The organism is Paenibacillus sp. KACC 21273, from assembly GCF_028736095.1.
Lineage (GTDB): Bacteria > Bacillota > Bacilli > Paenibacillales > Paenibacillaceae > Saccharibacillus > Saccharibacillus kyungheensis.
Genome location: NZ_CP117876.1, coordinates 3,472,296 through 3,498,778 on the forward strand (window position 1 = coordinate 3,472,296; position 26,483 = coordinate 3,498,778).

25 protein-coding genes are annotated in these 26,483 nt (G+C 39.5%); 2 read left to right on the forward strand and 23 right to left on the reverse strand.

Annotated elements, in window-relative coordinates:
* Positions 1–534: 534 nt before the first annotated feature.
* Positions 535–1,782 (forward strand): replication initiation protein, encoded by a 1,248-nt coding sequence (locus PQ460_RS15120; RefSeq protein ID WP_274170320.1) that lies wholly within the window; start codon positions 535–537, stop codon positions 1,780–1,782.
* 84 nt (positions 1,783–1,866) lie between these two features.
* Here the strand turns inward: PQ460_RS15120 and PQ460_RS15125 are convergent, their stop codons facing one another.
* Both PQ460_RS15125 and PQ460_RS15130 read right to left on the reverse strand, forming a co-directional pair.
* Positions 1,867–2,940: a glycosyl hydrolase family 18 protein gene (locus PQ460_RS15125; RefSeq protein WP_274170321.1), complete on the reverse strand. Its 1,074-nt coding sequence runs from the start codon at positions 2,938–2,940 to the stop codon at positions 1,867–1,869.
* 402 nt (positions 2,941–3,342) lie between these two features.
* Entirely contained in the window at positions 3,343–3,972 is a 630-nt protein-coding gene (locus PQ460_RS15130) for a TetR/AcrR family transcriptional regulator (protein ID WP_274170322.1), read from the reverse strand.
* A 119-nt stretch (positions 3,973–4,091) separates the two neighbouring features.
* Between PQ460_RS15130 and PQ460_RS15135 the strand changes: the two genes are divergently transcribed.
* A complete protein-coding gene (locus PQ460_RS15135; protein ID WP_274170323.1) occupies positions 4,092–5,672 on the forward strand; it encodes an FAD-dependent monooxygenase in 1,581 nt (526 codons plus the stop codon).
* 99 nt (positions 5,673–5,771) lie between these two features.
* Here the strand turns inward: PQ460_RS15135 and PQ460_RS15140 are convergent, their stop codons facing one another.
* From PQ460_RS15140 to acpP, 21 genes are all read right to left on the reverse strand, one after another.
* A complete protein-coding gene (locus PQ460_RS15140; RefSeq protein ID WP_274170324.1) occupies positions 5,772–7,535 on the reverse strand; it encodes a YifB family Mg chelatase-like AAA ATPase in 1,764 nt (587 codons plus the stop codon).
* A gap of 125 nt (positions 7,536–7,660) precedes the next feature.
* On the reverse strand, positions 7,661–8,029 hold the full coding sequence (locus PQ460_RS15145; RefSeq protein ID WP_274170325.1) for a YraN family protein: 369 nt from the start codon (positions 8,027–8,029) through the stop codon (positions 7,661–7,663).
* Positions 8,026–8,331: an EscU/YscU/HrcU family type III secretion system export apparatus switch protein gene (locus PQ460_RS15150; protein ID WP_274170326.1), complete on the reverse strand. Its 306-nt coding sequence runs from the start codon at positions 8,329–8,331 to the stop codon at positions 8,026–8,028. Before PQ460_RS15150 ends, PQ460_RS15145 begins: the two co-directional genes overlap by 4 nt.
* Positions 8,328–10,472, reverse strand: a complete 2,145-nt coding sequence (locus PQ460_RS15155) for a hypothetical protein (protein WP_274170327.1) — start codon at positions 10,470–10,472, stop codon at positions 8,328–8,330. The genes PQ460_RS15150 and PQ460_RS15155 overlap by 4 nt, the downstream gene beginning before the upstream one ends.
* Positions 10,473–10,794: 322 nt before the next feature.
* Complete coding sequence (locus PQ460_RS15160) at positions 10,795–11,415, reverse strand: ribonuclease HII (RefSeq protein WP_274170328.1); 621 nt, start codon at positions 11,413–11,415, stop codon at positions 10,795–10,797.
* Between the two features lie 17 nt (positions 11,416–11,432).
* Positions 11,433–12,293 carry a ribosome biogenesis GTPase YlqF gene (gene ylqF / locus PQ460_RS15165; RefSeq protein ID WP_204824600.1) on the reverse strand — a complete coding sequence of 287 codons (861 nt, stop codon included), beginning with the start codon at positions 12,291–12,293 and terminating at the stop codon, positions 11,433–11,435.
* 52 nt (positions 12,294–12,345) lie between these two features.
* On the reverse strand, positions 12,346–13,017 hold the full coding sequence (lepB, locus tag PQ460_RS15170) for a signal peptidase I (RefSeq protein ID WP_204824601.1): 672 nt from the start codon (positions 13,015–13,017) through the stop codon (positions 12,346–12,348).
* Positions 13,018–13,323: 306 nt separating this feature from the next.
* Positions 13,324–13,668, reverse strand: coding sequence for a 50S ribosomal protein L19 (gene rplS, locus PQ460_RS15175; protein ID WP_069327410.1), 345 nt, complete (start codon positions 13,666–13,668; stop codon positions 13,324–13,326).
* A gap of 197 nt (positions 13,669–13,865) precedes the next feature.
* Entirely contained in the window at positions 13,866–14,237 is a 372-nt protein-coding gene (locus PQ460_RS15180; RefSeq protein ID WP_274170329.1) for a hypothetical protein, read from the reverse strand.
* A gap of 184 nt (positions 14,238–14,421) precedes the next feature.
* On the reverse strand, positions 14,422–15,153 hold the full coding sequence (gene trmD / locus PQ460_RS15185) for a tRNA (guanosine(37)-N1)-methyltransferase TrmD (RefSeq protein WP_273616282.1): 732 nt from the start codon (positions 15,151–15,153) through the stop codon (positions 14,422–14,424).
* Complete coding sequence (gene rimM, locus PQ460_RS15190) at positions 15,153–15,674, reverse strand: ribosome maturation factor RimM (RefSeq protein WP_204824604.1); 522 nt, start codon at positions 15,672–15,674, stop codon at positions 15,153–15,155. The genes trmD and rimM overlap by 1 nt, the downstream gene beginning before the upstream one ends.
* 110 nt (positions 15,675–15,784) lie before the next feature.
* Complete coding sequence (locus PQ460_RS15195) at positions 15,785–16,015, reverse strand: KH domain-containing protein (protein ID WP_069327413.1); 231 nt, start codon at positions 16,013–16,015, stop codon at positions 15,785–15,787.
* Between the two features lie 22 nt (positions 16,016–16,037).
* Positions 16,038–16,310 (reverse strand): 30S ribosomal protein S16, encoded by a 273-nt coding sequence (gene rpsP, locus PQ460_RS15200; RefSeq protein WP_273615747.1) that lies wholly within the window; start codon positions 16,308–16,310, stop codon positions 16,038–16,040.
* A 55-nt stretch (positions 16,311–16,365) separates the two neighbouring features.
* A complete protein-coding gene (gene ffh, locus PQ460_RS15205) occupies positions 16,366–17,748 on the reverse strand; it encodes a signal recognition particle protein (RefSeq protein WP_273615746.1) in 1,383 nt (460 codons plus the stop codon).
* Positions 17,749–17,832: 84 nt separating this feature from the next.
* Entirely contained in the window at positions 17,833–18,189 is a 357-nt protein-coding gene (locus tag PQ460_RS15210) for a putative DNA-binding protein (RefSeq protein WP_273615745.1), read from the reverse strand.
* Between the two features lie 178 nt (positions 18,190–18,367).
* Positions 18,368–19,018: a PAQR family membrane homeostasis protein TrhA gene (gene trhA / locus PQ460_RS15215; RefSeq protein WP_273615744.1), complete on the reverse strand. Its 651-nt coding sequence runs from the start codon at positions 19,016–19,018 to the stop codon at positions 18,368–18,370.
* A 225-nt stretch (positions 19,019–19,243) separates the two neighbouring features.
* Positions 19,244–20,251 (reverse strand): signal recognition particle-docking protein FtsY, encoded by a 1,008-nt coding sequence (gene ftsY, locus PQ460_RS15220; RefSeq protein ID WP_274170330.1) that lies wholly within the window; start codon positions 20,249–20,251, stop codon positions 19,244–19,246.
* 150 nt (positions 20,252–20,401) lie between these two features.
* Positions 20,402–23,971 carry a chromosome segregation protein SMC gene (smc, locus tag PQ460_RS15225; RefSeq protein WP_274170331.1) on the reverse strand — a complete coding sequence of 1,190 codons (3,570 nt, stop codon included), beginning with the start codon at positions 23,969–23,971 and terminating at the stop codon, positions 20,402–20,404.
* Between the two features lie 158 nt (positions 23,972–24,129).
* Positions 24,130–24,822, reverse strand: a complete 693-nt coding sequence (gene rnc, locus PQ460_RS15230; protein WP_069327420.1) for a ribonuclease III — start codon at positions 24,820–24,822, stop codon at positions 24,130–24,132.
* Positions 24,823–24,834: 12 nt separating this feature from the next.
* Positions 24,835–26,073 (reverse strand): beta-ketoacyl-ACP synthase II, encoded by a 1,239-nt coding sequence (gene fabF, locus PQ460_RS15235; RefSeq protein ID WP_274170332.1) that lies wholly within the window; start codon positions 26,071–26,073, stop codon positions 24,835–24,837.
* A 123-nt stretch (positions 26,074–26,196) separates the two neighbouring features.
* Entirely contained in the window at positions 26,197–26,430 is a 234-nt protein-coding gene (acpP, locus tag PQ460_RS15240; RefSeq protein ID WP_069327422.1) for an acyl carrier protein, read from the reverse strand.
* Between the last annotated feature and the right edge of the window lie 53 nt (positions 26,431–26,483).

A 26,483-nucleotide genomic window follows, 5' to 3' on the forward strand; every position in this document is an offset into this window, starting at 1 on the left:
CAAAATAAGCTCATTTTAACTTTACTATGGACAAAAATAGGGTCAATATTTTGATTTTTGTATCATCACCCTATTTTTGTCCATAGAAAAGCATTATTTGCTTATTTAGCACCCTATTTTTGTCGCATTTCGTTTTATACTCAGCTTTTATTGGATCATATTGATCGTTGATTGAGACCCTATTTCTGTCCATAGTATACCCTACTATTGTCTATACTTTGTCCTATTTTTGTCGCATTCTACCCTACATTTGTCTATAGTGTCACCCTAAATCTGTCTCAGAATTGCCCTCTTTTAGTCTATAGTTGACCCTATAATTGTCCATCTTTCACCCTATTTTTGTCTTATTTTATGACTACAAAGCTATGAGTACCAACACATTTACTAGGTGCTAAACAAGTAAATATTTTAAAACAATAAAAACAAGGTATGTAAAATAAGATAAACAACTCAAAGGAAATCATTGTGCTGATTAAGCTACTTTTATAACAGATAATCTATTATAATGAAGGAACGTCTTGGAGGTTATAACATATGAAGAAAAATAATTTAGTTACAAAGTCTAATGATCTTATTGAAATGCCTTTAAAAATGAGTGTAGTAGAGTTACGTATTATTTATGTACTTATTAGTATTATTTCGCCTGATGATCAGGAGTTTCAACGATATCGTTTTAAGATTAGTGAATTCGCCAAATTAGCTGGTGTTAAAAACAAAAATATTTATGCACAAGTGAAAGAATATACGCTTAATCTAATGTCGCACCCTTTTTACATAAATGAAAACTTACAAGTAAACTGGTTAGCGTCTGCTGAATACTTTCCTAATGAAGGTATTATCGAAGTAGAATTTTCACCCAAGTTAAAACCTTATCTGCTTCAATTGAAAGAAAAATTCACTTCTTTTCGGTTAAACGATATTTTAAAATTGAAAAGTGCTTATTCGATGCGGATTTATGAACTGTTGAAACAATACGAAAAGTTAGGGCAACGAACTCTTAAAGTCCAACGTTTAAAAGAATTACTTGGTATTGAAGATCAGTATCCAGTGTACTCTGATTTTAAAAAGCGTGTAATCACCAAAGCACAGCAAGAAATCAATAAAAGTACCGATATCGAATTCAATTATGTAGAACGCAAAAGTGGTCGTAAAGTAGATGAAATCGTATTTACGATCAAAACCAAAGCCAAGCAAACAGTCACCATTCTTCCTCCTACCGAAGCATTAGCTGCTGTACAACCTCATACAGCCAATCGGTTAAGCGATCGTTTAAAAAAAGAATTTGGATTAACTACAGTCACGATTCAGACTATTCTAAAATCGTATGAAAAAGAATATATTACAGAGATTCTGGATGTAGTCAAAATAGATGTACTAAGTGGACGTGTACATGATATTCCAGCTTATACTGTTGCTGCTCTAAAAAATGACTATCGTAAAAAGAAAACAGAACTGGATATCGAACTGGATCGACAACAGGCTCTCAAATTAGAAAAAGAACAAAAGTCTCAGTTACAACAACAATATTATGCAACAGTAGCTGAAAAGTTAAATCAGTATATTGTAGATATGAGTCAAGAACAGTTAGAAATAGAAGTTCAAGCGATGTTACAAAGTGTAGCTGACAAAGATATCGAAATCATCACAGCAGATGTTCGTGATCCACAATTAATGTCAGGTGGTTACTTTAGGCAATATCTCAATAAAAAATACTTTTATCATTATACTTTTGATGTATTTATATCAGAAGTAACTGAACATGAAAAAAGAACCACTCTATAGAGTAGTTCTTTTTTTACATTTCACTGTGTTTATACTGGAAAATCCTACATTTCTTCTGCCAGCTACTGCTAATACAATAATTATTTATTTTGTTGCGCTGACTCCTTTTTGTACTGCCTGCCAGAACTGTTGATCTTCCATCCCTATCGCGTACATAGATACCCCGGCAAGATTATATTGCTGAGAAAGTTTAGCTTTTTGCTCAATACTTGTTGCATCTTCATACCACACCTCATGTTGATCGCCTTGACTATCTGTATAGCGTGCGATCATAGAACCAGAAACGTTATCTCGTTTACCCGTAAGATGATATTTTGCCAGTAAAGCTGGAGTGTCTTTCCAACTGAGCATCACATTTTGATCATCATGTTCTTGTGTAGTCTGTGTAACATTCCAATCGTTACCGTATGCTGGTAATCCCATTAATATTTTATTGGAAGGTACTTGCTTTACAGCAAAAGCGAGTGAAGATTGTATCCACTCTTTGCCGGCAGAAGAACCAGGCTCACTCCATACGCCATGTTCATCATAGGTCATCACTTGTAACCAATCTACTGCGCTTCCGATCGCTTTATAATCATAGGCTCCAGACCAGCCATCTTTGGGATCATCTTTCTGTTTGGCCGGTACAGATACCATCGTTTGAAATCCATTAGCTTTCATGACTTTGGCTGTATCGCGTACAAAGGTGCTAAGTGCTTGACGGTCTGCTGGCACAAGAGATTCAAAGTCTAGATTAACCCCTCGATATTGATTTTGTTTGACAGTTTGTAAAAGCCCTGAAATCAGCTTTTTCTTAGCTATGGGGTCTGTTATCACGTCATGTGCTGCTTCTGGATCCCAATCTGTTTCTCCATAGTTAGAAACAAGCGCAAATGTATCGATGTTCCACTTATTCGCTTGTTGAACAGCTTGCTTAGGAACACTCCCAATCAGATTACCAGATCCATCTGTGTTTAATGTATCTGTAGACATTTGATTCATATAACTGTGATATTTATTAAATGCTGCTGGCGATGCATCAGTATAATAACCAAGCACAAGTGGCTTTGTCTGTGTTATCGATTTGCCTTTACTAACAGATGCCCATCCAATCGCTGTACAAATCATAAATATACCAACTACCATCAATACAATAAACGTACTTTTTCTAGTCATAGGTGTTCCTCTCTACTAACAGTTATGTCTTACAGAGCATATCTCTTATGTTTATCATATAGTACCATTATATTCCATAAATACATATGTCATATATACAATTAAGCTATCACATGGAAAAAAGAACAAAATTTTATGCAACAGTTGCTGAAAAGTTAAATCGATATATTGTAGATATGAGTCAAAAACAATACATATAGAAGTTCAAGCAATATTACCACGTCTAGCTGATAAAGGCATCGAAATTATTTACCATAGCAGAGTGATCCACCGTTAATGTCAGGTGATTACGTTAGGCAATATTTGAGCAAAAATACTTTAGTGATTACACATTTGATGTATGTTAGAAATGACGCCATCTTAGAAAAGAGAAGTAGCTATTATAGCTACTTCTCTTTTTGATTATATAGTAGGCGCATAAGCACGAAGAAAAACGCGTACACCTTCAGTAATAATATGCTTCACTTGTTCTTGATCCAAAGCTTCAGGTTTCGGCTGATTAAATACAAGAAGAATAGTTAAAGCAACAAAGTGCTTTACAGCCATACGAGGATCAGGTATATCCAGTAATTTGTTTTTTCCAAACTCTATAAATCTTTTGATAATACTTTCCTCTGTTGCTTGATCCATATTTTCATAAAAAGATTCTGGCAAATTAGCAACCTCTACCATAGCTAGGCGAATCAAAGCTTTGTAATCAGATGAACCATTTGCAGAGGCAACAATTTGTTCACAAAATAAAATAAGAGCTTGCTCCAAATCATCAAATTCCAAAAGGTGATCTGAAATCCCTTGTTCAATCATGTTCAGAACAGTTACACTCGTTTCTTCCATAACAGCAAGTAATAAGTGTTGTTTATCTCCATAATAATCATACACTGTGCGCTTAGACACTCCTGCTCTATTAGCAACAGCATCAACACTCGATTGATTAAATCCTTCAGATAAAAAAAGTTCTCGTGCTGCCTCAATAATTTTAGCTCGTTTATCTAAAGAACCTTTACGAATCTTTTTATTTTCTATCGTATCCATTCTCATATTCCCCCTTATTAAGTATATTATCAAAATTTGATTCAGATTCCACTTTACTAATTACACTGCACGGTGTAGTATAATTTATAATCTGCTATATTCCAAGGAGGATTTTATACATGGACACTCTATTTTCTTCTGTTGATGTGCTTATTGTTGGAGCTGGGCCTACAGGACTTACACTTGCTTGTGATCTTGCGCGTCGACACATTAACCATCGTATCATTGATAAAAATCCCGTCTATAACGTAGCATCACGCTCCAAAGCTATTCAACCTCGTTCACTTGAAGTCGTTGATGATTTGGAAGCGATTGATTACATTTTGGACACAGGTGTTGTAGATTTGCCTGTTCGTTATCATACTCCAGATGGTAAAAGCATAGACAAACCTTCTATTACTGTGGCTGTCAGTAGTAAGTTTGAGACACCTTACCGTAATCCAGTCTGGATTGCTCAATTTGATGTAGAAAAAGCATTACGTGATCGCTATGCTGTTCTTGGTGGTCAAGTCGAGTTAGGAGTCGAAGCTCTAAACCTTGTTCAAGATTTGAATGGAGTAACAGTAACGGTCAAGACATCACAAGGAGAAGAGCAAATTCATGCTCGTTATGTAGTCGGTGCGGATGGTGGTAAAAGTAATATTCGTAAGTTTATTCAATTGCCACTGGTTGGGGAAACATATGATGATGAGCGGTGGTATCTTGGGGATATCCAATTAGAAGGTCTGGATCGTGATCATATTCATATTTGGACATCTTCAGAAGGAATGTTAGGACTAACTCCACTACCCAAATCAAATATTTGGCAACTACAAGCTACTATTTCAACAGAAATTCAAAACCCCGCAGAACCATCATTAGAAATGTATCAAGCTATGTTGGATCAGCGTGCTGGTGCAGGTCTTGTTAAAATCACTCATGCATCATGGTTGTCTATTTACCGAGTCAATGTGCGGATGGTGGAATGTTATCATAACAACAGAGTGTTCCTTGCTGGTGATGCAGCACATGTTCATTCTCCAGCAGGAGGTCAGGGTATGAATACAGGTATACAAGATATTTACAATCTTGGATGGAAGCTAGCCGCTGTCCTTCAAGGAGCAGATGCCACTTTACTGCATACTTATGATGAAGAACGTCGTCCTGTTGCTCAAGCTGTTCTTCAAGATAGTTCTAAGAAAATCAAAGCAATTACTGAAACGGTGACTGAAAGTAGATCATTGTCGCAATCTTTAAGTACTGTATCCGATGATCTGACAAGCGGGCTTCCTATTTCCTATCGCTCCAGTTCTCTTACTCCTTCATTTACTGGAAAAGATACTCTTCTTTTATTACCTGGAGATCGTGCTCCTAATGCTGATATTCTGCAAAACAAAGAATTTTCCGGAAATATTTTTGATCTGCTCCGTGGTACACATTGGACAGTTTTGGCTTTTGTAAATCATACTGATTCTTCTGTATTAGAAAATCTTACTCATGATCAGCTTCGACTATATTGTATACTTCCATCTGATACAAAGAGAACAGATCATATCATTGATCACGCAGGAAATGCTTATCGAATTTACAATATATTAAGTGAAGAACTCCTATTAATCCGTCCAGATGGCTATATTGCACTCCGTACTTCTATAGAAGAATCATCGTCTATTTTGCAATATTTAAATTCCATCTATTGCTCACATACTCCAGTAAAATAGAATATATGATGCAAATGAATAAAAAAGAAAAGAAGGAATCACATTAGTCATTCCTTCTTTTCACTCTTTGATCTATATTCTATTGATACATAGCACTACTTATCCATTCACTGGCTGACTCAAATCCAATTGCCGATATTGAATTGCTTCTGCAATATGAACCGCTTCTATCTGCTCCATATTTTCCAGATCAGCAATGGTTCTTGCCAATTTCAAAATACGATCTCTAGCTCGCATACTCATACCTAATTGTTCAAATGCTGTTTCTAGCAATTGATTACCTGCATCTGATAAGAATGTATACTCACGTAACCATTTACCCGACAATTCACTATTCCAATGAATATCCAAATGCTGATATCGTTTTAATTGAATCTGATGCGCTTGCTCTACGATTTTGCGCATACTAGCCGAATCGTAACCGATATCTTCTGTGCCAGCTTTTGCCCGTTGCCAGTCTTGCTCAGTAGGTCGAGGCACTTCTATTTGCAGATCTATCCGATCTAACAAAGGACCTGATATTTTGGAGCGATAACGAGCAATCTGACTATGGCTACAAGTACAAGGATGAGCCGCATGCGTACTTCCAAGATATCCACAAGGACATGGATTCATTGAACCTGCTAATAAGAAATTAGCTGGAAATGAAAACACCGCTCGCGCACGGCTGATTGTCACTTGATGATCTTCTAATGGTTGTCGCAATACTTCTAATACCGATCTCGGAAATTCTGGCAATTCATCTAAAAATAAAATGCCTTGATGCGCTAGGCTCACTTCTCCTGGCTTGGGTATACTTCCTCCTCCAATCAACCCTGTGACTGTTGTACTGTGATGAGGCGCACGAAAAGGACGTACAGAGATCAAGCCAGCGTTAGAGTCTTTGAATCGTCCTGATACACTAAAAATCTTAGTCACTTCCAATGCTTCCGAGTCAGTTAAAACCGGTAAAATCGTAGGTAGACGTTTAATGAGCATCGTCTTCCCTGTACCCGGAGGCCCCAGTAACAAAATATTATGCATTCCCGCAGCAGCAATCATCAATGCTCGCTTCACGTGTTGTTGTCCAAATACATCTCCATAATCTTCTTGCATCGTTGAAACAGAATGATTGATATATTGCTTTTTTGATCTTTGCACAAGTAATGGCGGAAGCACTACCACTTTACGTGGATCGGATTTCTTTTTAGTTATACCTGATATATCATTAACAGATTGAGATGTATTTACAGGATCATTTGAAGATGCGTTGGTCTGGATTTGTTTGACTACAATCTCCGGTTGACCTGGCAAAGACATTCGAAATGATTCGATATGATCCTGCTGGGCAGACTGATCTTTTGGGATAGTAGGCTGATGTGGTGTATCCGCAAATAAATCATTTAAATGATGAATTGCATATACATTGATTCCTTCAACCAATACTGCTTCTGCTGCATTTTCTTGAGGAACCAATACCGATTTCAAACCATGTTGACGAGCTGTATCCACCATTGATAATACACCTGGCACAGGTCGCAATGTACCATCTAATGCTAATTCTCCGATCAGTAACATTTGCTCTGCATCCGGTAATATAATCTGATCACTTGTGGTCAAAATCCCCATAGCAATCGCAAGATCAAAAGCCGAACCTTCTTTACGCAAATCGGCTGGTGCTAGATTGATTGTTACTCGTTGATTAGGAAAAGTAAACCCACAATTTTTGATAGCTGAACGTACTCTTTCGATTGATTCTCGAATAGCTGAATCTGGCAACCCGATAATAGCTACCATCGGTAGACCATTTGACAAATCGGTCTCTACTTCAACCATTACTCCATTGATTCCCTGTAAACAAGCGCTAAATAATTTACCATACATACCAAAAAAACACCCTTTCTTCAAAACCTTCTAAATCTCGCTCCTGATCACAGTGCGGATATACATGATGGTTTACTGAAAAAGGGTGCTTCCTCTATTTTCAATAGATTTTATTTTGACATCCATTAGACAAAAGCAGCTACAATATGCTCTAGTTCTACGACCTGATATGAATAATTCATCTGAATCGTTATCACATCATATCGGAAAGGAAAATGAGACTGCTGATTCTGATGAGCATAGACTTCAGCTGTTTCACGAATTTGTTTTTGCTTACGCCAATCTACCGATTCAGCAGGTGTACCAAATAGATCACTTGTACGACTTCGCACCTCAACAATCACAATCGTGCCTTCATGGTAAGCAATAATATCTAATTCACCACTACGACAGCTCCAATTGCGATAGCCGATCTGATAACCTTGCTGTTCTAAATAGTAAGCTGCTGTATCTTCAGCGATACGTCCTTTATATTTACGATCATCTGTTTTCACCGACCACGACCGCCTCGACTCAAATTCTTATCTGCACGATAAATAAAGCTAAGAATTTCGGCAACCAGTTCAAACAGTTCACTCGGGATCTGTTGATCGAGATCAAGCTTAGACAGTACTTCTACCAAAGCAGCATCTTGTTGCACAGCAATACCTGCTTCTTGAGCTTTCTCAAGAATACTTTCAGCGATACGCCCTTTTCCTTTGGCGACTACTACTGGAGCTGTATTCTGATTCGGATCGTATTTGAGCGCAACTGCTCTTTTGGCTCTCATGGCCATATCGTCTTTGGGTTTATTCATATTTTCATATCCACCCCTTTGTAATCAGGCGGTGCATACCGTTGTAAAAGATCGCTATCTGACATGCCAAGACTATTGTCGTTCACTGTATCTGATCGAACTGGCATCGTATCTACTTTGAGCGATAGCAATTGGTATCCGAGCGCTCCCATAGCGCTAGCCATCTCTTCGCGTTTACTTTCGACAAGCGGAGCAAGCTGTTCTAGATCATTATGCACTTTAAGAGTCACAATTTTGTCTACTACATGCACATCGACAAGTGTTGGTCCTAATGAATGCATATCGAGATCGAACCATAGACGGCAGTTAGAAGCGTCTAGTTCTCCTTTAGGGCCACGACGAGACTGAATCTGTACAGAAGCCGTTTCTTGTCCATCTGGTCCTCTAAACGGGACAAACATCGTCACTTGTGCAAATGGTGCTGTACGATCAGTATTTAATAATAATTGCTGACCGGTTAATTGCTGAACCAATTGTTGTGCAGCATCTTTCAGTGCAGGTGGCACATCATCTGCGGCAGTTAATTGAAGCAAAAGCCCTTTTAAAGTATCTTGAGCTTTACTAGCCGCATCATCTGTATGAGAAGCCATCTGTTGAGCGATATGAGCCGGATTGGTGGCTTCTAGACTATTAGCATTTTTCAACAGAGCAGCATTCGGTAAAAGATCATCTGTTGGTGTATTTTGCCCGTTCACTACTGTCTGTGCATTGGTAGTGGCTTGTTTGCTAGTTGCTGGATTGTTTAATTCTACTTCTGGATCTATTAGTAACTCATTAGCTGCTGTTTGTTGCAGTGCATTCGGATTCGCAGGATTCGCAACACGAGACGCAGGTGCAGGTAATTGCTCTTCTACTCCATTATTTAATGTACTATTCAGTACATTAGGCGCAAGAGCTGGATTTCCATTACGAGACGTTGCCGGATCTAAAGATGCCTGTGCTTGCGTTAGCCCATTAGCATTTAGAGATGCTGGTGTCTGCTCAGTGCGTGTAGCTACTGCTTCAGGTGAAGAGTTATTGACACTTGCACGTACCATCTGTTGTTCATGCTCTGCTCCTAGTAATTTCAGCACACGACCTAACCAGGGCTCTGTGGTTTGAACTTTGGGATTGACTGTTGATGCTGTATTTGTAGAGTTCGCTGTAACAGGTTCGGCATCATCTGTTGTTGCAGATAACGATGGGCTAACCGTTGTCGAAGCAGATGGAGTGATATCATCTGCTTGCTGTGCTTGAGTATTGACTGTTGCCATCGTAGCAGATGCTGTTGGTGCTTGAGGCACAGTAGGATTTGGTACAGCTGGTGAAGTTAATTTACCACCAGTCGCATCTGTAGCCTGATCTCCAGATTGAGCCACTATACTTCCTAATTGATCAAGCACAGTCTGTAATTTTCCCAGTAAAGCAGACGTTGTGTTATTGCTTTGTGCTGGATTGGTATTTCCGTTAACTGCCGGGTTATTTCCAGATGTGTTTGTAGATATAGTCTCTGGGTCTTGATTGGCATTTGTGCCTGTATTTACATTGGCTGCATTGTCTTGTACTTGTGTCACTGTAGCACGAACAAGATTATCCAGATTACTTAATAGATCATGAAGCGGAGGTCCGAATATCGCTTGTTGTAGCCCGCTCACGCTTTGTGCTGTAACAGGTAGACCTCGCTGAATAGCTACAGCCGCAGATTGTACCCATTCTCCTACAGGTACACCGGCTGGCTTTTGAGAAAGAGTAGCTTGTATATTTTTGACGTTATCTGCATTAAGTGTGATACCCGATGCTCTCATTTGAGTAATCATTTCACGATTTTCTTTGGTATCTGGTAAATTAAACGAATCTAATACTTCTCCCATAGATGCATTAGGTAAAGGATTCGCTGGATTTCCTGCTACAGGTTTGAGCACAGGCATTCCATCTTGATCAGGAGGCTGTACTTGTAGTAAAGTGGTTGCGCCTTGTTGTAAAGGAGTCTCTAATTTGGCTCTTACTTTGACTCCTTGAATTTGGACAACAGCTTCTTGTCCATCTTCAGATACGCTTGTCACCACTCCGCGGACAACTTGCCCTTCTTTCAATTCCATTTGTCGTGCTTCACCTGGTTTGCTATCTCCTATAAGTCCACGGAATAGTGATCCAATATTCATGGTAATCCCTCCTATCATTGTTTCTATTTGAGCGTTGCCTACATTGAGGTATAGATAACAAGTAGACTATAAATAAATTCATAGTAATACAGACAATTTATAGTCTATGCTTATGTATATTTTGATTTAACGTTCGTCTGCTTGATTATCTTATTTATCGGTTAAAAAGGCATTGATCATGAGCGCCTATCTGTACAAAAAAAGAACCCGCTCTTTATAGTAAGATGCGGGTTCTTCCCTTGGCATGTCTATTTCTATCTTCACATAAAGTAATATAGATGCATGATAAATCATTCTATACCATAATTCAATACTTTTATGCTTAAAATAAAGTCGGTTGTTCCAGTAACAAATTACCTAAAAAGCTTTTGCGATGTAATGGTGTGATTCCCTGCGCGATAATCTGAGCACGATGAACTTTGGTTGCATATCCTTTATGTCCGGCGATCCCGTAACCAGGATATTGTTCTTCCCATTCACCTACACACAGACGATCACGAGTGACTTTAGCGATAATAGAAGCTGCTGCAATACTATGACTATTCGCATCTCCTTTGATAATAGAACGTTGCGGAATATCCAGATCAACCTTTTCAGCATCGACTAAAATATAGTCAGGAGATACGCTTAATTGTTGCAAAGCGATCTTCATTGCTAATCGAGCGGCTTGCTTAATATTGATCTCATCAATCGTTGCTGCATCAACATAACCTACACCTACAGCAAGTGCTTGCTCCATAATCTGATCATAGAGTTGCTCACGCTTTTTCTCAGATAGCTTTTTGGAGTCGTTCACGCCTTCAATGATTACACCTTCTGGCATAATCACCGCAGCAGCGATCACATCACCAAACAGACATCCTCGACCCACTTCATCTACACCAGCAATATAATGGTAACCTTCCATTAGACATTCACGTTCATACTTTAACAATTCTGACATGATGATTCCTCCAATACTTAAGGAGTCTCCATGGAGATTCGTCCCATTTTACCTGCACGCAATTCACGTAATATGACTTTGGATGCTTTTTCTAAATCAATACGTCCACCACTCATTAAGCAACCACGTTTGCGTCCGATTTCTTCCATAATTTCTACGATTTCATTCGGATTTTCAAAATCTTGTGGTTGTTCAGATAATTCAAAACGTTCAGCGATATTGTCCCAATAATGCTGACAGATGTATTTCATACCGAAGTAAGCAACATCTTCTACATTTAGAATTTCTTCACGAATAGCGCCTGTTACAGCCAGCTTATAACCGATAATTTGATCTTCAAATTTAGGCCATAGAATACCAGGTGTATCTAGCAATTCCATTTCTGTTCCTACTTTGATCCACTGTTGTCCTTTGGTTACACCTGGACGATCACCTGTCAAAGCAATACTTTTTCCAGCAAGGCGATTGATTAGTGTCGATTTACCTACATTCGGAATACCTACAATTAATCCGCGCATAGGACGTTGATTCATTCCTTTAGCTGCACGTTTGTCGCGCTTGTCTTTGAGCAATACTTTAGAGCGTTCAGCAATTTCTTTGATACCTTGTCCGCTTGCTGAGTCTAAAGGAAGAACAGCATGTCCTTCTTGCTTAAAATATTCAACCCATTCGGCAGTTACTTTAGGATCAGCCAAATCGGATTTGTTCAAAATAATCATTCTCGGTTTGCCCTGCAAAATCTCATCAATCATCGGATTACGACTGGAGAGTGGCAGACGTGCATCCACGAGTTCAATAACCATATCGATCAATTTAAGCTTCGATTCGATCTGGCGACGTGCTCTTGTCATATGTCCGGGAAACCATTGAATAGCCATCGGTTTTCCCCCTTACTTCTTTAAATTAGCTATCCATATATGTTAGGCAGCTTTATTGTTCAACCCACTTCGCATCACTAAACGGCCAGAAAATAACATCTGCACGTCCAATAATATCTCCAAGCGGTATATAACCGATCATACGACTGTCTTGACTGTTGGAGCGATTATCTCCCATAACAAATACATGACCTGCCGGTACTGTTCCATCAGGGAAGTTCTCTGTTGGGAAATTATTGATATTATAATCGCTACCTTGTGCATGTGCCTTATCTAATGCAGCTTGGATATAAGGCTCACTGATTTCTTTACCATTAACGGTTACTTTATCGCCTTCTACTTTGACGGTATCTCCAGCAACAGCAATTACACGTTTGATAAAGTCACGATTTTGAGAAGGTACTTTCAGTACAACCACTTCTCCAGGTTGCGGGGTACGGATATCATACAGAATTTTGTTCACGATCACACGTTCACCTGTATGAAAATTCGGTTGCATGGATGGACCGTCTACAATAAACGGTTCAAACAAGAACCAGCGGATAACGACAACGAGCAACAAAGCAACCACGATCGCTTTGATCCACTCTTTCGTTTCACTTTTCTTTTTCTTTTCAGGTTGAATCGTTCCTGAATCTGGAGTTCCTGTGTTGACAGGTTCTTGTACTTCTGTCGTATTTGCTGCATGTACTTCATTGTTAGATGGTTTTGTGTCTTGCTCCATAGGCCATGCCTTCTTTCCTGGTTGAATTGGCGCTTTGTATATGTACTGACTACCATATCCGGCTAAGCCTTATGTAGTGTATACCAAGTACCTATACGATTTCACTCTATCTATTTTACACACAATTTTATAAAAACCAAATTTTGAAGGATTCTATTCGTCAAGAAATACAAAAAATCCCGTCTACAGCCGTGTATAAAGGCTGTCCGGCGGAATCGGATGTTAATCATTATCATAAATAACAGCTTAAAAATAACGAAAAGGGCTTGTTTCACCAAGCCCTTCTCAATCGCGTATCCGAAAGGATTAACGACGCAATTCTTTAATTCTAGCTGCTTTACCGCGAAGCTCACGAAGATAGTACAATTTCGCACGGCGAACTTTACCACGACGAGCTACTTCTAGTTTATCGATTTTAGGTGAATTTACTGGGAAAGTTCTTTCCACACCTACACCGTAAGAAATTTTACGTACTGTAAAAGTTTCACCGATGCCGCCACCTTGGCGTTTGATTACAACTCCCTCGAACAACTGAACACGTTCGCGAGTACCCTCAATTACCTTAACATGCACTTTTAAAGTGTCTCCTGCACGGAAATTAGGGATATCTTTACGAAGTTGATCTTGAGTAATTTCTTGAATGATATTCATTAATAACTTCCTCCTTCCACACAGATGTTCATACGTCTCAGGGAATAATTCCTCATCATTGATCGTAGAGGACCATCAGATTCACACAACAGTCTAATACTATCATAGAACATCATAGAATAACAATACTTTTTCAAAAAAATTATAAAATAGTTGATTATTTGAGATCAGCTATAAGTATGCCTCGTCATTGCTGCTTACTCAAAGTCGCTATGTTCTAATAAAGATTGCAGACTTTTCAAACGATTGATTTCTTGCTCAAATAGATAATGATCGGTTAAGCGACTATTTTCTAATGTGCGAAGTCTGGCTGTTTTTTGGTGATCGATACTACGATCAATTAATTTTACTACTGTATTGCGACCGCTATAATCAGCAATAAAATATTTTTTATATGATTCGACTTCAATATAGATCAGATGTGTAAATTCCGGTAATAAATGATTCAGTACGATCGTAGCATCACGCTCTACAAACTCTTTATTTAATACCGAAGCATATCCTTGACTGCGCAAGTCACTGCTTAACCGATCTAACCATTGTGAATACTCCTGCTGCAATTCATTCATGATGTCTGAACTCCTATCTTTGTTACCTTGTTATGAGCGCTCTTACTGTAGGCTCAATCTTATGCTCTAAATCATAACTTGAGCTTATTTATTATTGCACCTATGTATATAGGGTATACATAAAAAAGAATTTCCCTATAAGGGATCGATGAAGATCTTCCTACAGCGAAATTCTGATGTATATTTAGTTACGCTGATTTTTGAGCCACTCGCGCTCTTTGGTTGTCAAATCAGCCTGTTCTAGCAATTCTGGACGACGTTCTAATGTACGCAGTAACGATTGTTCACGCCGCCACTTCTCTACATTGGCATGATGACCGGATAATAAAATATCAGGTACTTTCATTCCTCTATATTCTACAGGACGCGTATAATGTGGATATTCTAACAGCCCTGTACTGAATGAATCGGTCACTGCACTGTTAGCATTTCCTAATACCCCTGGTAAAAGGCGCACAATACTGTCTACAGCCGCCATAGCGGGTATTTCCCCACCAGTAAGTACATAATCACCGATTGATATCTCATCGGTCACTAGATGCTCTCTAATGCGCTCATCGTAACCTTCATAATGACCACAGATAAAAATCAAATGTTCTTCTTGAGCAAGTTCTTCAGCTTTGTGCTGCGTAAATGGCTCTCCCTGTGGACACATCAAAATAATACGTGGAGATGTAGAAGTAGACGCAGGTGCTAAATCTTCTACAGCATCAAAAATAGGCTCTGGCTTGAGTACCATTCCCCCGCCTCCACCATAAGGTGTATCGTCTACAGTACCATGTTTGCTTTTAGAATACGTGCGGAAATTAATAGCATTCAATTCTACAATGCCTTTTGCTGCTGCTTTACCCAGAATGCTAGAACCAAAAACACCGGTAAACATTTCTGGAAATAACGTCAGCACATCGATCTTCATCATTCCAAAAGACCTTCCATCACATGGATCAGTACTTTTTTCTCTTCTACATTAATATCAAGCACGACATCATGGATATAAGGAATCAATACTTCTTCGCCTTTATCTGGACGGACGACCCATACATCATTAGCACCCGGTTTTAAAATATCTACGATTTTACCGATTTTGGTTCCTTCTTCAGTAAATACTTCACAATCTAGAATCTCGTGGAAATAAAATTCGTCTTCTTCTAGCTCGATCGTATCATCTTTAGATACTTTCAATGTCCAGCCTTTATATTTCTCTACTTCGTTAATATTGCTGAATCCTTTAAAACGAACCACATACATATTTTTTTGCAAACGAGAGCTTACAATTTGAACTTCTAATTTACTGCCATTTTCTTCATTGATCATCCATAGCTTTTTACCTTCTGCAAAGCGAATTTCAGCAAAATCGGTATTTGGATAGATTTTGAGTTCTCCACGGATACCATGTGTATTAGCTACTTTACCTACCGTTAAAAATTGTTCAGTCATGTTATTCTCCTCTAACAAATAATCTATCATTGATGCTATATTACCTTAAATTTGATTGAAAATGTACGAAAAAGGGCTAGGACATCATCCTAACCCTCTTTCGTATATTTTTAAGACATTATATCAACGGTCACCCGTTTATTAGTCTTGACTGCTGCTGATGTAACGACCGTGCGGAGAGCCTTGGCGATACGTCCTTGCTTGCCGATGACTTTACCGGCATCGTCCGGATGGACGCTAAGTTCGTATACGATCAAGTTCTCTTTTTCCACAACGTTCACTTTTACATCATCGGGATGATCCACGAGAGCTTTAGCAATAACCATTACTAATTGTTCCATAGATTCTCCTCCGAATCAGCAATTATTTTTGCTGTTTAAGCTCATGAAACTTTTTCATAACGCCCGCTTTGCTAAGCAAGTTGCGAACGGTATCAGAAGCTTGTGCTCCTTGTTGAAGCCATTGAAGAGCTTTTTCCTCATCAATCTTAGTTACAGAAGGTTCTGCAATTGGATTATAAGTACCGATTTCTTCGATGAAACGGCCATCACGAGGGGACCGAGAATCGGAAACCACGATACGATAGAAAGGCGCTTTATGAGCACCGATGCGTTTTAGACGAATACGTACTGCCACGAAAATTCACCTCCTTCAAATTAGTTCAATAGTATATACATTGCATTTCCTGGGCTTAACGGAAAGGAAATTTCATTCCTTTACCACCCATTTTTTGCATTTGTTTCATCATTTTATTGTTTTTGCCGCCGCCCTTAGGATCCATCATATCCGAGAACTGCTTCATCATACGGCGCATCTCATCGAACTGCTTGATCAGACGGTTTACTTCTGCAACAGACGTTCCGCTCCCTGTAGCAATCCGCTTACGACGACTATGATTAATCACTTCTGGATGTTGTTTCTCCTGAACAGTCATCGACTGAACAATCGCTTCGATACGTCCTACTTGCTTATCATCTACTTGTAGATTTTGATTTTTCATTTTTCCCATACCAGGAATCATGTCCATAATCTGATCAAGCGGTCCAAGCTTTTTCACTTGATCCATTTGCTCTAAGAAATCTTCGAATGTGAACTCGGCATTACGCATTTTGCGTTCCATTTCTTTTGCCTTGTCTTCATCGATATTCATTTGAGCTTTTTCGATCAGTGATAACATATCACCCATACCTAGAATACGTGAAGCCATACGTTCTGGATGGAAAGCTTCCATAGCGTCTAGCTTTTCACCAAGTGTTGTGAATTTGATCGGGCAACCTGTTACGGCTTTGACAGACAATGCTGCACCACCACGAGTATCTCCATCAAGCTTGGTCAATACTACACCTGTTAATTGCAATTGACTGTTAAAGTTCTCGGCTACATTAACTGCATCCTGACCTGTCATCGCATCTACAACTAACAGCACTTCGTCTGGATTCGTTAATTCATGAATCTGACGTAATTCATCCATTAATTCTTCATCAATATGCAAGCGACCTGCTGTATCAATAATCACGTAATCATTATTGTTCGTTTTGGCTTCTTGCAACGCTTGACGAGCAATTTCAACTGGACTTGTCTGATCTCCCATTGTAAATACAGGCGCATTGATTTGCTCTCCCAGTACTTGCAACTGCTTGATCGCTGCCGGACGATAAATATCGCCTGCAACCAGTAGTGGACGATGATTTTGTTTTTGAAGCATTTTAGCTAGTTTACCGGATGTGGTTGTTTTACCAGCACCTTGCAAACCAACCATCATAATCACTGTTGGTGGTTTGGCTGCTTTGGCAAGTTTGGACTGTGTTCCACCCATCAACTCGGTCAATTCTTTATTAACAATGTCGATAATAACCATGCCAGGTGTGAAGCTTTCCATCACATCTGTACCGACCGCTTTTTCTTTTACTTTGGAAATGAATTCTTTAACGACTTTGAAATTAACGTCTGCTTCAAGCAACGCTAACCGTACTTCGCGCATTGCTTCGTTTACATCTTCTTCAGATACTTTACCTTTACCGCGAAGTTTGCTAAATACGTTTTGCAGTCGTGTTGTTAAGCTTTCAAATGCCATGTGTCTTCACCTCCGTTTATTTCACCTAAATGTACTACGTGTGTATCTATATCGAATATCGTTACATGTATAAGTATATATGAATTAATCGTTACCTTCCAAGCGCTCTACGATATCCATCATATGCGATTGCTGATCATGAGCTATTCCGCTTGTAGATAATGTGTTTTTAAGTTCTTCTAGATCGCGTAAACGACGATAATGCTTTTCCATCAAACCAAGCTTTTCTTCATACATCTCTAATACTTGCTCGGCACGTTTGATGTGTTCATACACCGCTTGTCGACTAATACTGAACTCTGCGGCAATCTCTCCAAGAGAGTAATCATCGTGAAAATAGTATTTAAGGAACATCTGCTGTTTGTCTGTAAGCAGAAGCTCATAGAAATCAAATAATGAATTAACACGGGTCGTTTTATCGAGCCGATTCTCTTGACTCATCTGGGGCACTCCCTCCGTCAAGGAAAAACACTTTACACCTCATCAACGTTCTATATCATAGCAAAAAATAAAATAAGATGTCAAGCATAATTACTTAACATCTTATTACTTTTATAAATGGACCCAAAATATTGATATTTTAAGACCAAAATATGAACTTTTTACGTCGATTTCATTCTTATAGATGAATCGGCAACACATAAAATAAAATCATAAAGAAATGCAAAATGCTTCCTGCGAGTACGAATAGATGCCAGACCGCATGATGAAAAGGAAATCCGCGCCATACATAAAAGATCGTTCCAAGTGTATACATCAGTCCGCCAATAGCGAGTAAAATAATACCACCACTTGCCATATTGGTCGTTAACGGTTCCCAAGCGACAACGATTAACCAGCCCATTAAAATATAAAAAATCGTCGACATAAATAAAAACCGTTTAACGAAATACGCTTTGAACGCACAGCCCAAAATAGCTATACCCCATACGATTCCAAAAATACTCCAACCTAGAACTCCTTTAACAACAATAAGCATTAAAGGTGTATATGTGCCTGCAATAAATAGATAAATCGCTGAATGATCAAAAATTTCAAACAAATCTTTGGCTTTGCCATCTCTAAATCCATGAACCAATGTTGAGCTAATATATAACAACAACATACTAACTCCATAAATCGTAAAACTGACTACATGCCACGGGCTACCTTTTAATGTAGCAAATACAATCAAAATAACAAGGGCAGCAATACTAAGAGCAGCTCCTATACCATGAGTTACAGCATTAGCTACTTCTTCTTTACGGCTATAAGTATGTGTATCAGCCATAATTCACTTCCTTTCTCCTAACCAATATCCCAAATCTACTATATCTACTTGATGCGTAAAGGTTATGTATACCAAACAAATTGGTGTCTATTAGATATAAAAAAACAGTAGCCAGCGAACGTTATCTCTTATTATAATGTTCGACGGCTACTGTCTGAAATGATATATCTTATACTTCCAGTATAACGTAGTTGCTAATTCAGATGCTAGTTTTGCTATTCTTACTTACTCTTTAGAGTCGGCTTGTTCTGTCTCTTCCTCTTCTTGAATCAAACCAGCAAATAGAGCATGTACAAATTGCTCACTATCAAATGGTTGTAGATCATCGATCTTCTCACCCAGACCTACAAATTTCACAGGTAAATCTAATTCTTGACGAATCGCAACAACAATTCCGCCTTTAGCTGTTCCATCTAACTTGGTCAGTACCAGACCAGTCACGCCACTTTTCTCACCGAATAATTTAGCCTGACTTAATGCATTCTGCCCTGTTGTCGCATCCAATACCATCAGTACTTCATGCGGAGCGTCTGGAATTTCACGTTGAATAACACGGAAAATTTTATTCAACTCATCCATTAGATTACTTTTATTTTGTAAACGTCCTGCGGTATCACATAACAATACATCTGCTCCACGTTGCTTAGCTGCACGTACAGCATCGTACATTACGGCTGCCGGATCAGAACCTGATTGTTGCTTGATGACTTCTACCCCTGCACGTTGACCCCATACTTCTAATTGCTCGATAGCTCCGGCGCGGAATGTATCTCCTGCTGCCAGTAGTACTTTTTTGCCTTCTTGTTTGAAACGATGTGCCATTTTACCAATTGTTGTTGTTTTACCAACACCATTTACACCAACAAATAGAATGACTGTAATTCCACTTGGTTGCATATTTAAGCCTGTATTTTCGTTTCCACGAAGTAAACCTGTTAATTTCTCAGATAATACAGGTTGTAGTTCAGCAGCATTTTCGATTCTACGAATACGCACTTCATCACGAAGATCATCAATCAGTTCCATCACTGTGTTGACGCCCACATCTGCTCCAATTAGGATCTCTTCTAATTCTTCATAAAATTCTTCATCGATTTTTTTGCGACGAATCACAAGGTCAGATACTTTTTCGACAAACCCTTTACGTGTTTTTTCCAGACCATCACGGAACTGTTTGGTTACTGTTTCTGTTTTTGTAGAAATACTTTCTTTTAACTTTTTAAAAAAGCTCATGAGATTCCTCCAGATGATCTATAGTGTAAAGTGCTTAATATCAAGATATCTAACGATCCTGTACATCACGCTAGATATCTTAACGGTATTGAGGTTACTTCAATCGTTATCGCTGTATACGAATATGCTGTCGTTCAAAAAGAATGATTATTACGCAATATCTGCTTCTTCATCATCTAATTTGACAGAAACTAGCTTCGATACGCCGCCTTCTTCCATGGTGACTCCATAGAGCACGTCAGCTTCTTCCATCGTGCCTTTACGATGAGTGACTACGATAAACTGGGTAAGTCCTGAAAACTCTCTTAAATACTGTGCAAACCGCACGACATTCGCTTCATCAAGTGCTGCTTCTACTTCATCCAGTACGCAGAAAGGTACAGGTTTGACTTGTAAAATTGCAAATAATAATGCCATCGCAGTTAAAGCACGTTCTCCACCAGAAAGCAGTTGTAGATTTTGCAATTTTTTACCCGGTGGTTGTGCCACAATATCAATCCCTGTTTCTAGCATACGTTCAGGATCAATCAATACAAGATCAGCACGACCGCCCCCAAATAATTTACTGAAGACCGTTCCAAATTGACCACGAATCGCATCGAATGTAACTTTGAAACGTTTGGACATTTCTTCATCCATTTCGCGAATAACTTGATATAGCGTTGTTTTGGCTTCAACCAGATCATTTTGTTGAAGTGTTAAAAACTCATAGCGTTCATTGACGCGTTGATATTCTTCGATCGCTCCTAGATTGACTTCACCCAAGTTGGTAATTCTAGATTTGAGATGACGTACCTCTTTTTCAGCAAACTCGATATCTTCAGGTAATTCATAATCTCTTTTTGCCATTTCGTAAGTGAGTTCATAATCTTCGCGTAATTTAGCTAGAATATTTTCCAACTCTACATCCAGACGATTGACTTGAATCTCTATTTTGCGAAGTTCATCTTCAACGACTTTGAGTTCATTTCGTTGTTCGCGCGTTTCGTTTTCTTCCAGTTCTAACTTTTGTTGTAATCGCGCACGTTCTGCACGTTTTAACTCTAGTTGTTCGCTGGTCTCTGTACGTTTACGGCGTAGACGTTCCAATTCTTCACGCTGACGCTTTTGTTCTCGTTCATTTTTTTCCAAATCTTTGACAATCATAGCCAGTTGGTCACGATTGCTCTGTAACTCCTGACCATAATCTTGCGATTCTTCCTGTGAACGAGACAACTGCTCTTCCAGCGAAAATATTTCCTGACTGAGCTTACCTTCACGAATTTTGAGATCAGTCACTTTTTCTTGCAATTGCTCTTTAGCAGACTCATTTGATTTACGCATTTTTTCTGCATTTTGAATACCGTCTTGAATCGCCTGCTCTTGCTTTTGCAATTCAATCAGTTTCTGTTCTGCTTCTTTACGAGCTTTGGCAATAGTGGCTAACTCTTCGGTATAACTGCTTTTCTCTTGCCCGTATAATTCATATTGTTCATTCACATGACGTAACTCATGTTCGATTTGTTTGAGTTCACCTGCAACTTGCTGTTCTTCTGTACGTTTGCGATCACCATCTGCTCGCAATTGATCCAGACGATTTTCATGATCTTGTAATCGTTTTTGCACATCGATAATTTCTTTTTGCAGACGTTTGACTTGCGATTCACTTTCAACAATCTCATGTTCTAGTTGATCAAGTTGACGCTTACGTCCTAGTAGATTGTTGTTCTTTTTGTGTTGACTACCACCGGTCATCGATCCACCCGCGTTTACCACATCACCTTCAAGCGTGACGATCCGGTAACGGTAACCTAATTTCCCTGCTATACGGTTGGCTTGTTCTAACGTCTCTGCTATAACTACACTACCGATCAGACTGCCTACGATCGCAGCATAACGCTCATCATAACCTACAAGCTCAGCACCGATACCAACAAAGCCTTCTGAGCTCTCAGCCGTTCGTTTATCATTGTCTTGCATTTTACGTGGACGAATAACATCTAGTGGCAAAAATGTAGCTCTGCCTAATTGACGTTGCTTCAAAAAAGCGATCGCTTTACGCGATACTTCTTCATTTTCCATAACGACATGCTGTACGGACGCGCCTAGTGCTGTCTCCATAGCCAGTTCTAATTTTTCAGGAACTGTAATAAGTTCAGCAACAGCTCCGTGTACACCTTGAAGCTGAGAATTACGCGAAGCTTTGAGTACTTCTTTGACTCCTAGCATAAAGCCTTCGAAATCTTCTTGCATTTCCTGCATCGTATCACGGCGAGATATCAACGCTTCACGGCGCTGTTCCCATTTGCGAATCGCTGTCTGCATTTCTTCGCCAGACTTTTGCAATTTATGCAATTGCTCACTATGTTGAATATAATCAACACGTACTTTAGCGATTTCTTTGGCTAACTTATCGGTTTGTACTGCTGAAGCGGCTTTGCTATCTTCAAGCCGTTTTTTCTCCGTCTGCCATTTACCCGATTCACTTTCAGCTCGTACCATCCGCCGCTGAGTATTCTCTGTCTGTTGATCAGCATACCGAATTTCATTACGAGCTTGTGCCATTGTATTCATCAATTCCAAAAGTTCACCTTTTAAACTTTCTTCTTGATGCTGTCCAATACCACCATTAATCTGCAACAAACTATTTTCTTCTTGAGCAATCATTTGTTGTAGTTCATGTAACTGCTTGGTTAATGTGGCAAATTTGGTCTGTAGCTGTTGACTTTCATCTGTGCGCTGACTGGTACGTTCTTCACTACGCTCTAACGCTACACCTAATTGCTTTTGATTTTGCTCTAAATTAAGGCGGCGTTCTTTGAGTAATTCGCCCAGACCTTCAGACTTCTCTGTCTGCTCGCTATATTGCAACAACAGTCCTTGTAATGTTTCTACGGCTTCTTCCGCTTCACGTAGAGCACCACGTTCATTTTCAAGCTTCTCATCATGACCGGATACGACACTAGCTAGTCGTTGTTGTACTTTTTCCAGTTCAGCCATTTTGGCACTTGCTGTACTCCAAGCTGTATGAATCCGTTCAATCCCATGAACATAGAGAGAGATTTCTTTATGTTTAAGTTCTTCTTTCAGTTCTTTGAAATGAATCGCTTTGGTCGATTGTTCTTTGAGCGGTTCTATTTGATCTTCAAGCTCATGCACAAGATCATAAATACGCAATAAATTTTGCTCGGTATCATCTAATTTGCGAACAGCGTCTTTTTTACGAGATTTGTATTTTACAATACCTGATGCTTCTTCAAAAATACCCCGTCGATCTTCAGAACGAGTACTTAGTATTTCTTCAATCCGTCCTTGCCCGATAATCGAATATGCTTCTTTCCCGATTCCTGTATCCATAAATAACTCGGTGATGTCTTTGAGACGACACGATTGTTTGTTGATCAAATATTCGCTATCTCCACTACGATGTACACGACGTGTAATCGTGACTTCACCAAAATCAAGCGGTAATGTCTGATCTTCATTGTCGAGTGTCAGCGATACTTCTGAATAGCTGACTGCTTTTCGACTATCGCTACCTGCAAAAATGATATCTTCCATTTTGCCACCACGAAGAGACTTGGCACTTTGCTCACCAAGCACCCAGCGGATTCCGTCAGATATGTTACTTTTACCGCTACCGTTTGGTCCGACAACGGCGGTAATGCCTTTTACAAATTCCATTTCTGTCTTATCAGCAAAAGATTTAAATCCTGCTAATTCTATTCTTTTCAGGAACATAGTTCGTTGTTCACCTCTACTGCTATTGTAGCATAATTACCTGCTGCTTCATCAATGGAAAAAGAGCAAAAAGCGGTCGATGCCTCTTGATTCACGCAAGCTGGCTGTGACTGCTCTTTGCTCTTTGTTTGTCCTGTAATTGTCAGAAAAGAGAACGGTTATTTCAACTTCAACCGATTCAATGCCGCGGCAGCTGCCCGTTGCTCTGCTTCTTTTTTAGAACGCCCGGCTCCCTGACCTAAACTCTCTTCTCCCATACATACTTCCGAGACAAACTCCCGCTCATGTGCAGGGCCTTTCTCTTCAATAATACGATACTCCAGTACTCCCATATTGTGATGCTGAGTTAATTCCTGAAGCTCGGTCTTGAAGTCCATCATCTGGAACTGCCCACCTGGAGAAATGCCTGAGAATACATGTGCGTTTAGAAAAGACTTCACAGCTTCTAAGCCTTGATCCAGATATAATGCTCCAATAAAAGATTCAAAAACATCAGCGAGCAGTGCTGGACGCTGACGTCCGCCTGTCAATTCTTCTCCTTTGCCAAGCAAAACGTATCTGCCAAAGTCGAGCGCTTCTGCAAATTTCACTAACGAAGGTTCGCATACAATCGCTGCACGCAATTTCGTAAGTTCACCTTCAGGACGCTCAGGATATGCATTGTACAGGTACTCCGACACTGTCAATTCCAAAACCGCATCGCCCAAAAATTCGAGACGCTCATTATCTTGATGCTGACTAAACCGATGTTCATTCACATAAGAAGCATGAGTGAACGCCTGTTTGAGCAATTGACGGTTTTGAAATTGGATTTGAATTTGCTGTTGTAGCTGTTTCACATCTCCGTTCAAGAAACTGACTCCTTACACTTCAAATTTCTTCAGGATGATTGAGGCATTATGCCCCCCGAATCCAAAAGAGTTGGACATTACTACATTCAAATCTGCTTTACGCGCTTCATTCGGCACATAGTCTAAATCACATTCAGGATCTTGATCATGCAAATTGATCGTTGGAGCAATAATCTGATTTTCTAAAGATAGTGCACAGATTACAGCTTCGATACCACCAGCTGCTCCTAATAAATGACCTGTCATCGACTTGGTCGAACTTACAGCGATGTTATACGCATGATCGCCTAATGCCAATTTGATTGCTTTCGTTTCGGACTTATCGCCTACAGGAGTAGATGTACCATGAGCATTGATATAATCAATATCTTCCGGTGTAATTCCTGCACTGCGAATTGCCATTTTCATACAACGAGCTGGGCCATCAGGATCAGGCTCTGTCATATGATGAGCATCTGCGCTTAATCCATAACCGATTACTTCAGCATAGATATGAGCACCACGCTTTTGAGCATGTTCCAACGATTCAAGAATCATAATTCCTGAACCTTCACCCATTACAAATCCATCACGACCGGTATCAAACGGACGACTTGCTGTTGTTGCTTCATCGTTGCGTGTAGACATCGCACGCATCGCACAGAAACCACCCAATCCCGAAGGACGAATCGTTGCTTCAGCACCACCAGTGATCATAACGTCTGCTTCACCATCACGAATAAATTTAAATGAATCTCCAATCGCATGACTACCACTTGCACAAGCACTTACAGGAGCCAAGTTTGGTCCTTTTGCGCCGTGAAGAATAGATACATGACCAGAAGCCATATTAGCGATCATCATTGGAATAAAGAATGGACTAATCCGTTTAGGTCCTTTTTCCATCAGAATAGCATGTTGATCTTCAAATGTTCCTAGACCACCAATACCAGATCCGATAATAACCCCTACACGTTCAGGATCAGTATCTTCTGCAATATTAAGCTTACTGTCTTTTAATGCTTCTACAGTTGCTGCTTCTGCAAATTGAACAAACCGATCCATTTTACGTGCTTCTTTGCGTTCCATATAATCTTCTGCATTGAAGTCTTTGACTTCGGCAGCAATTTGCGTAGGATAGCCACTGACATCAAAACTTTCAATGGTACTTACACCGGATTGACCGGTAATAATATTATTCCAAAATGTATCTTTATCTTTACCAAGGGAAGTCATAACTCCCAAGCCTGTAATTACTACTCTATGCTTCAAACACATTCACCTCTATATCGACTGCATGTGTATATTTTTTGTTCCATCCAAAAGACAAAAGACGCCAAAATGAGGAGAAGTCCCGGCCCGCTAACAAGCAGGTAACGGGACTTTTGTTAAGCCTTAGGTATGAGATTGTATGTAAGTTACAACTTCACCTACGGTCGTAATTTTCTCCGCATCTTCGTCAGAAATTTCCAAGTCAAACTCATCTTCCAATTCCATAACCAGTTCCACTACATCAAGCGAATCTGCTCCAAGATCATCTTTAAAAGATGATTCTAATTTAATTTCAGCTTCGTCAGCTCCCAAACGGTCAATAACGATGCGTTTTACACGATCCAAAACATCAGACATCCGTTTCACCTCCTCTTCCAAAGTATTATACGAAAATCACACGCAAAAAGCCA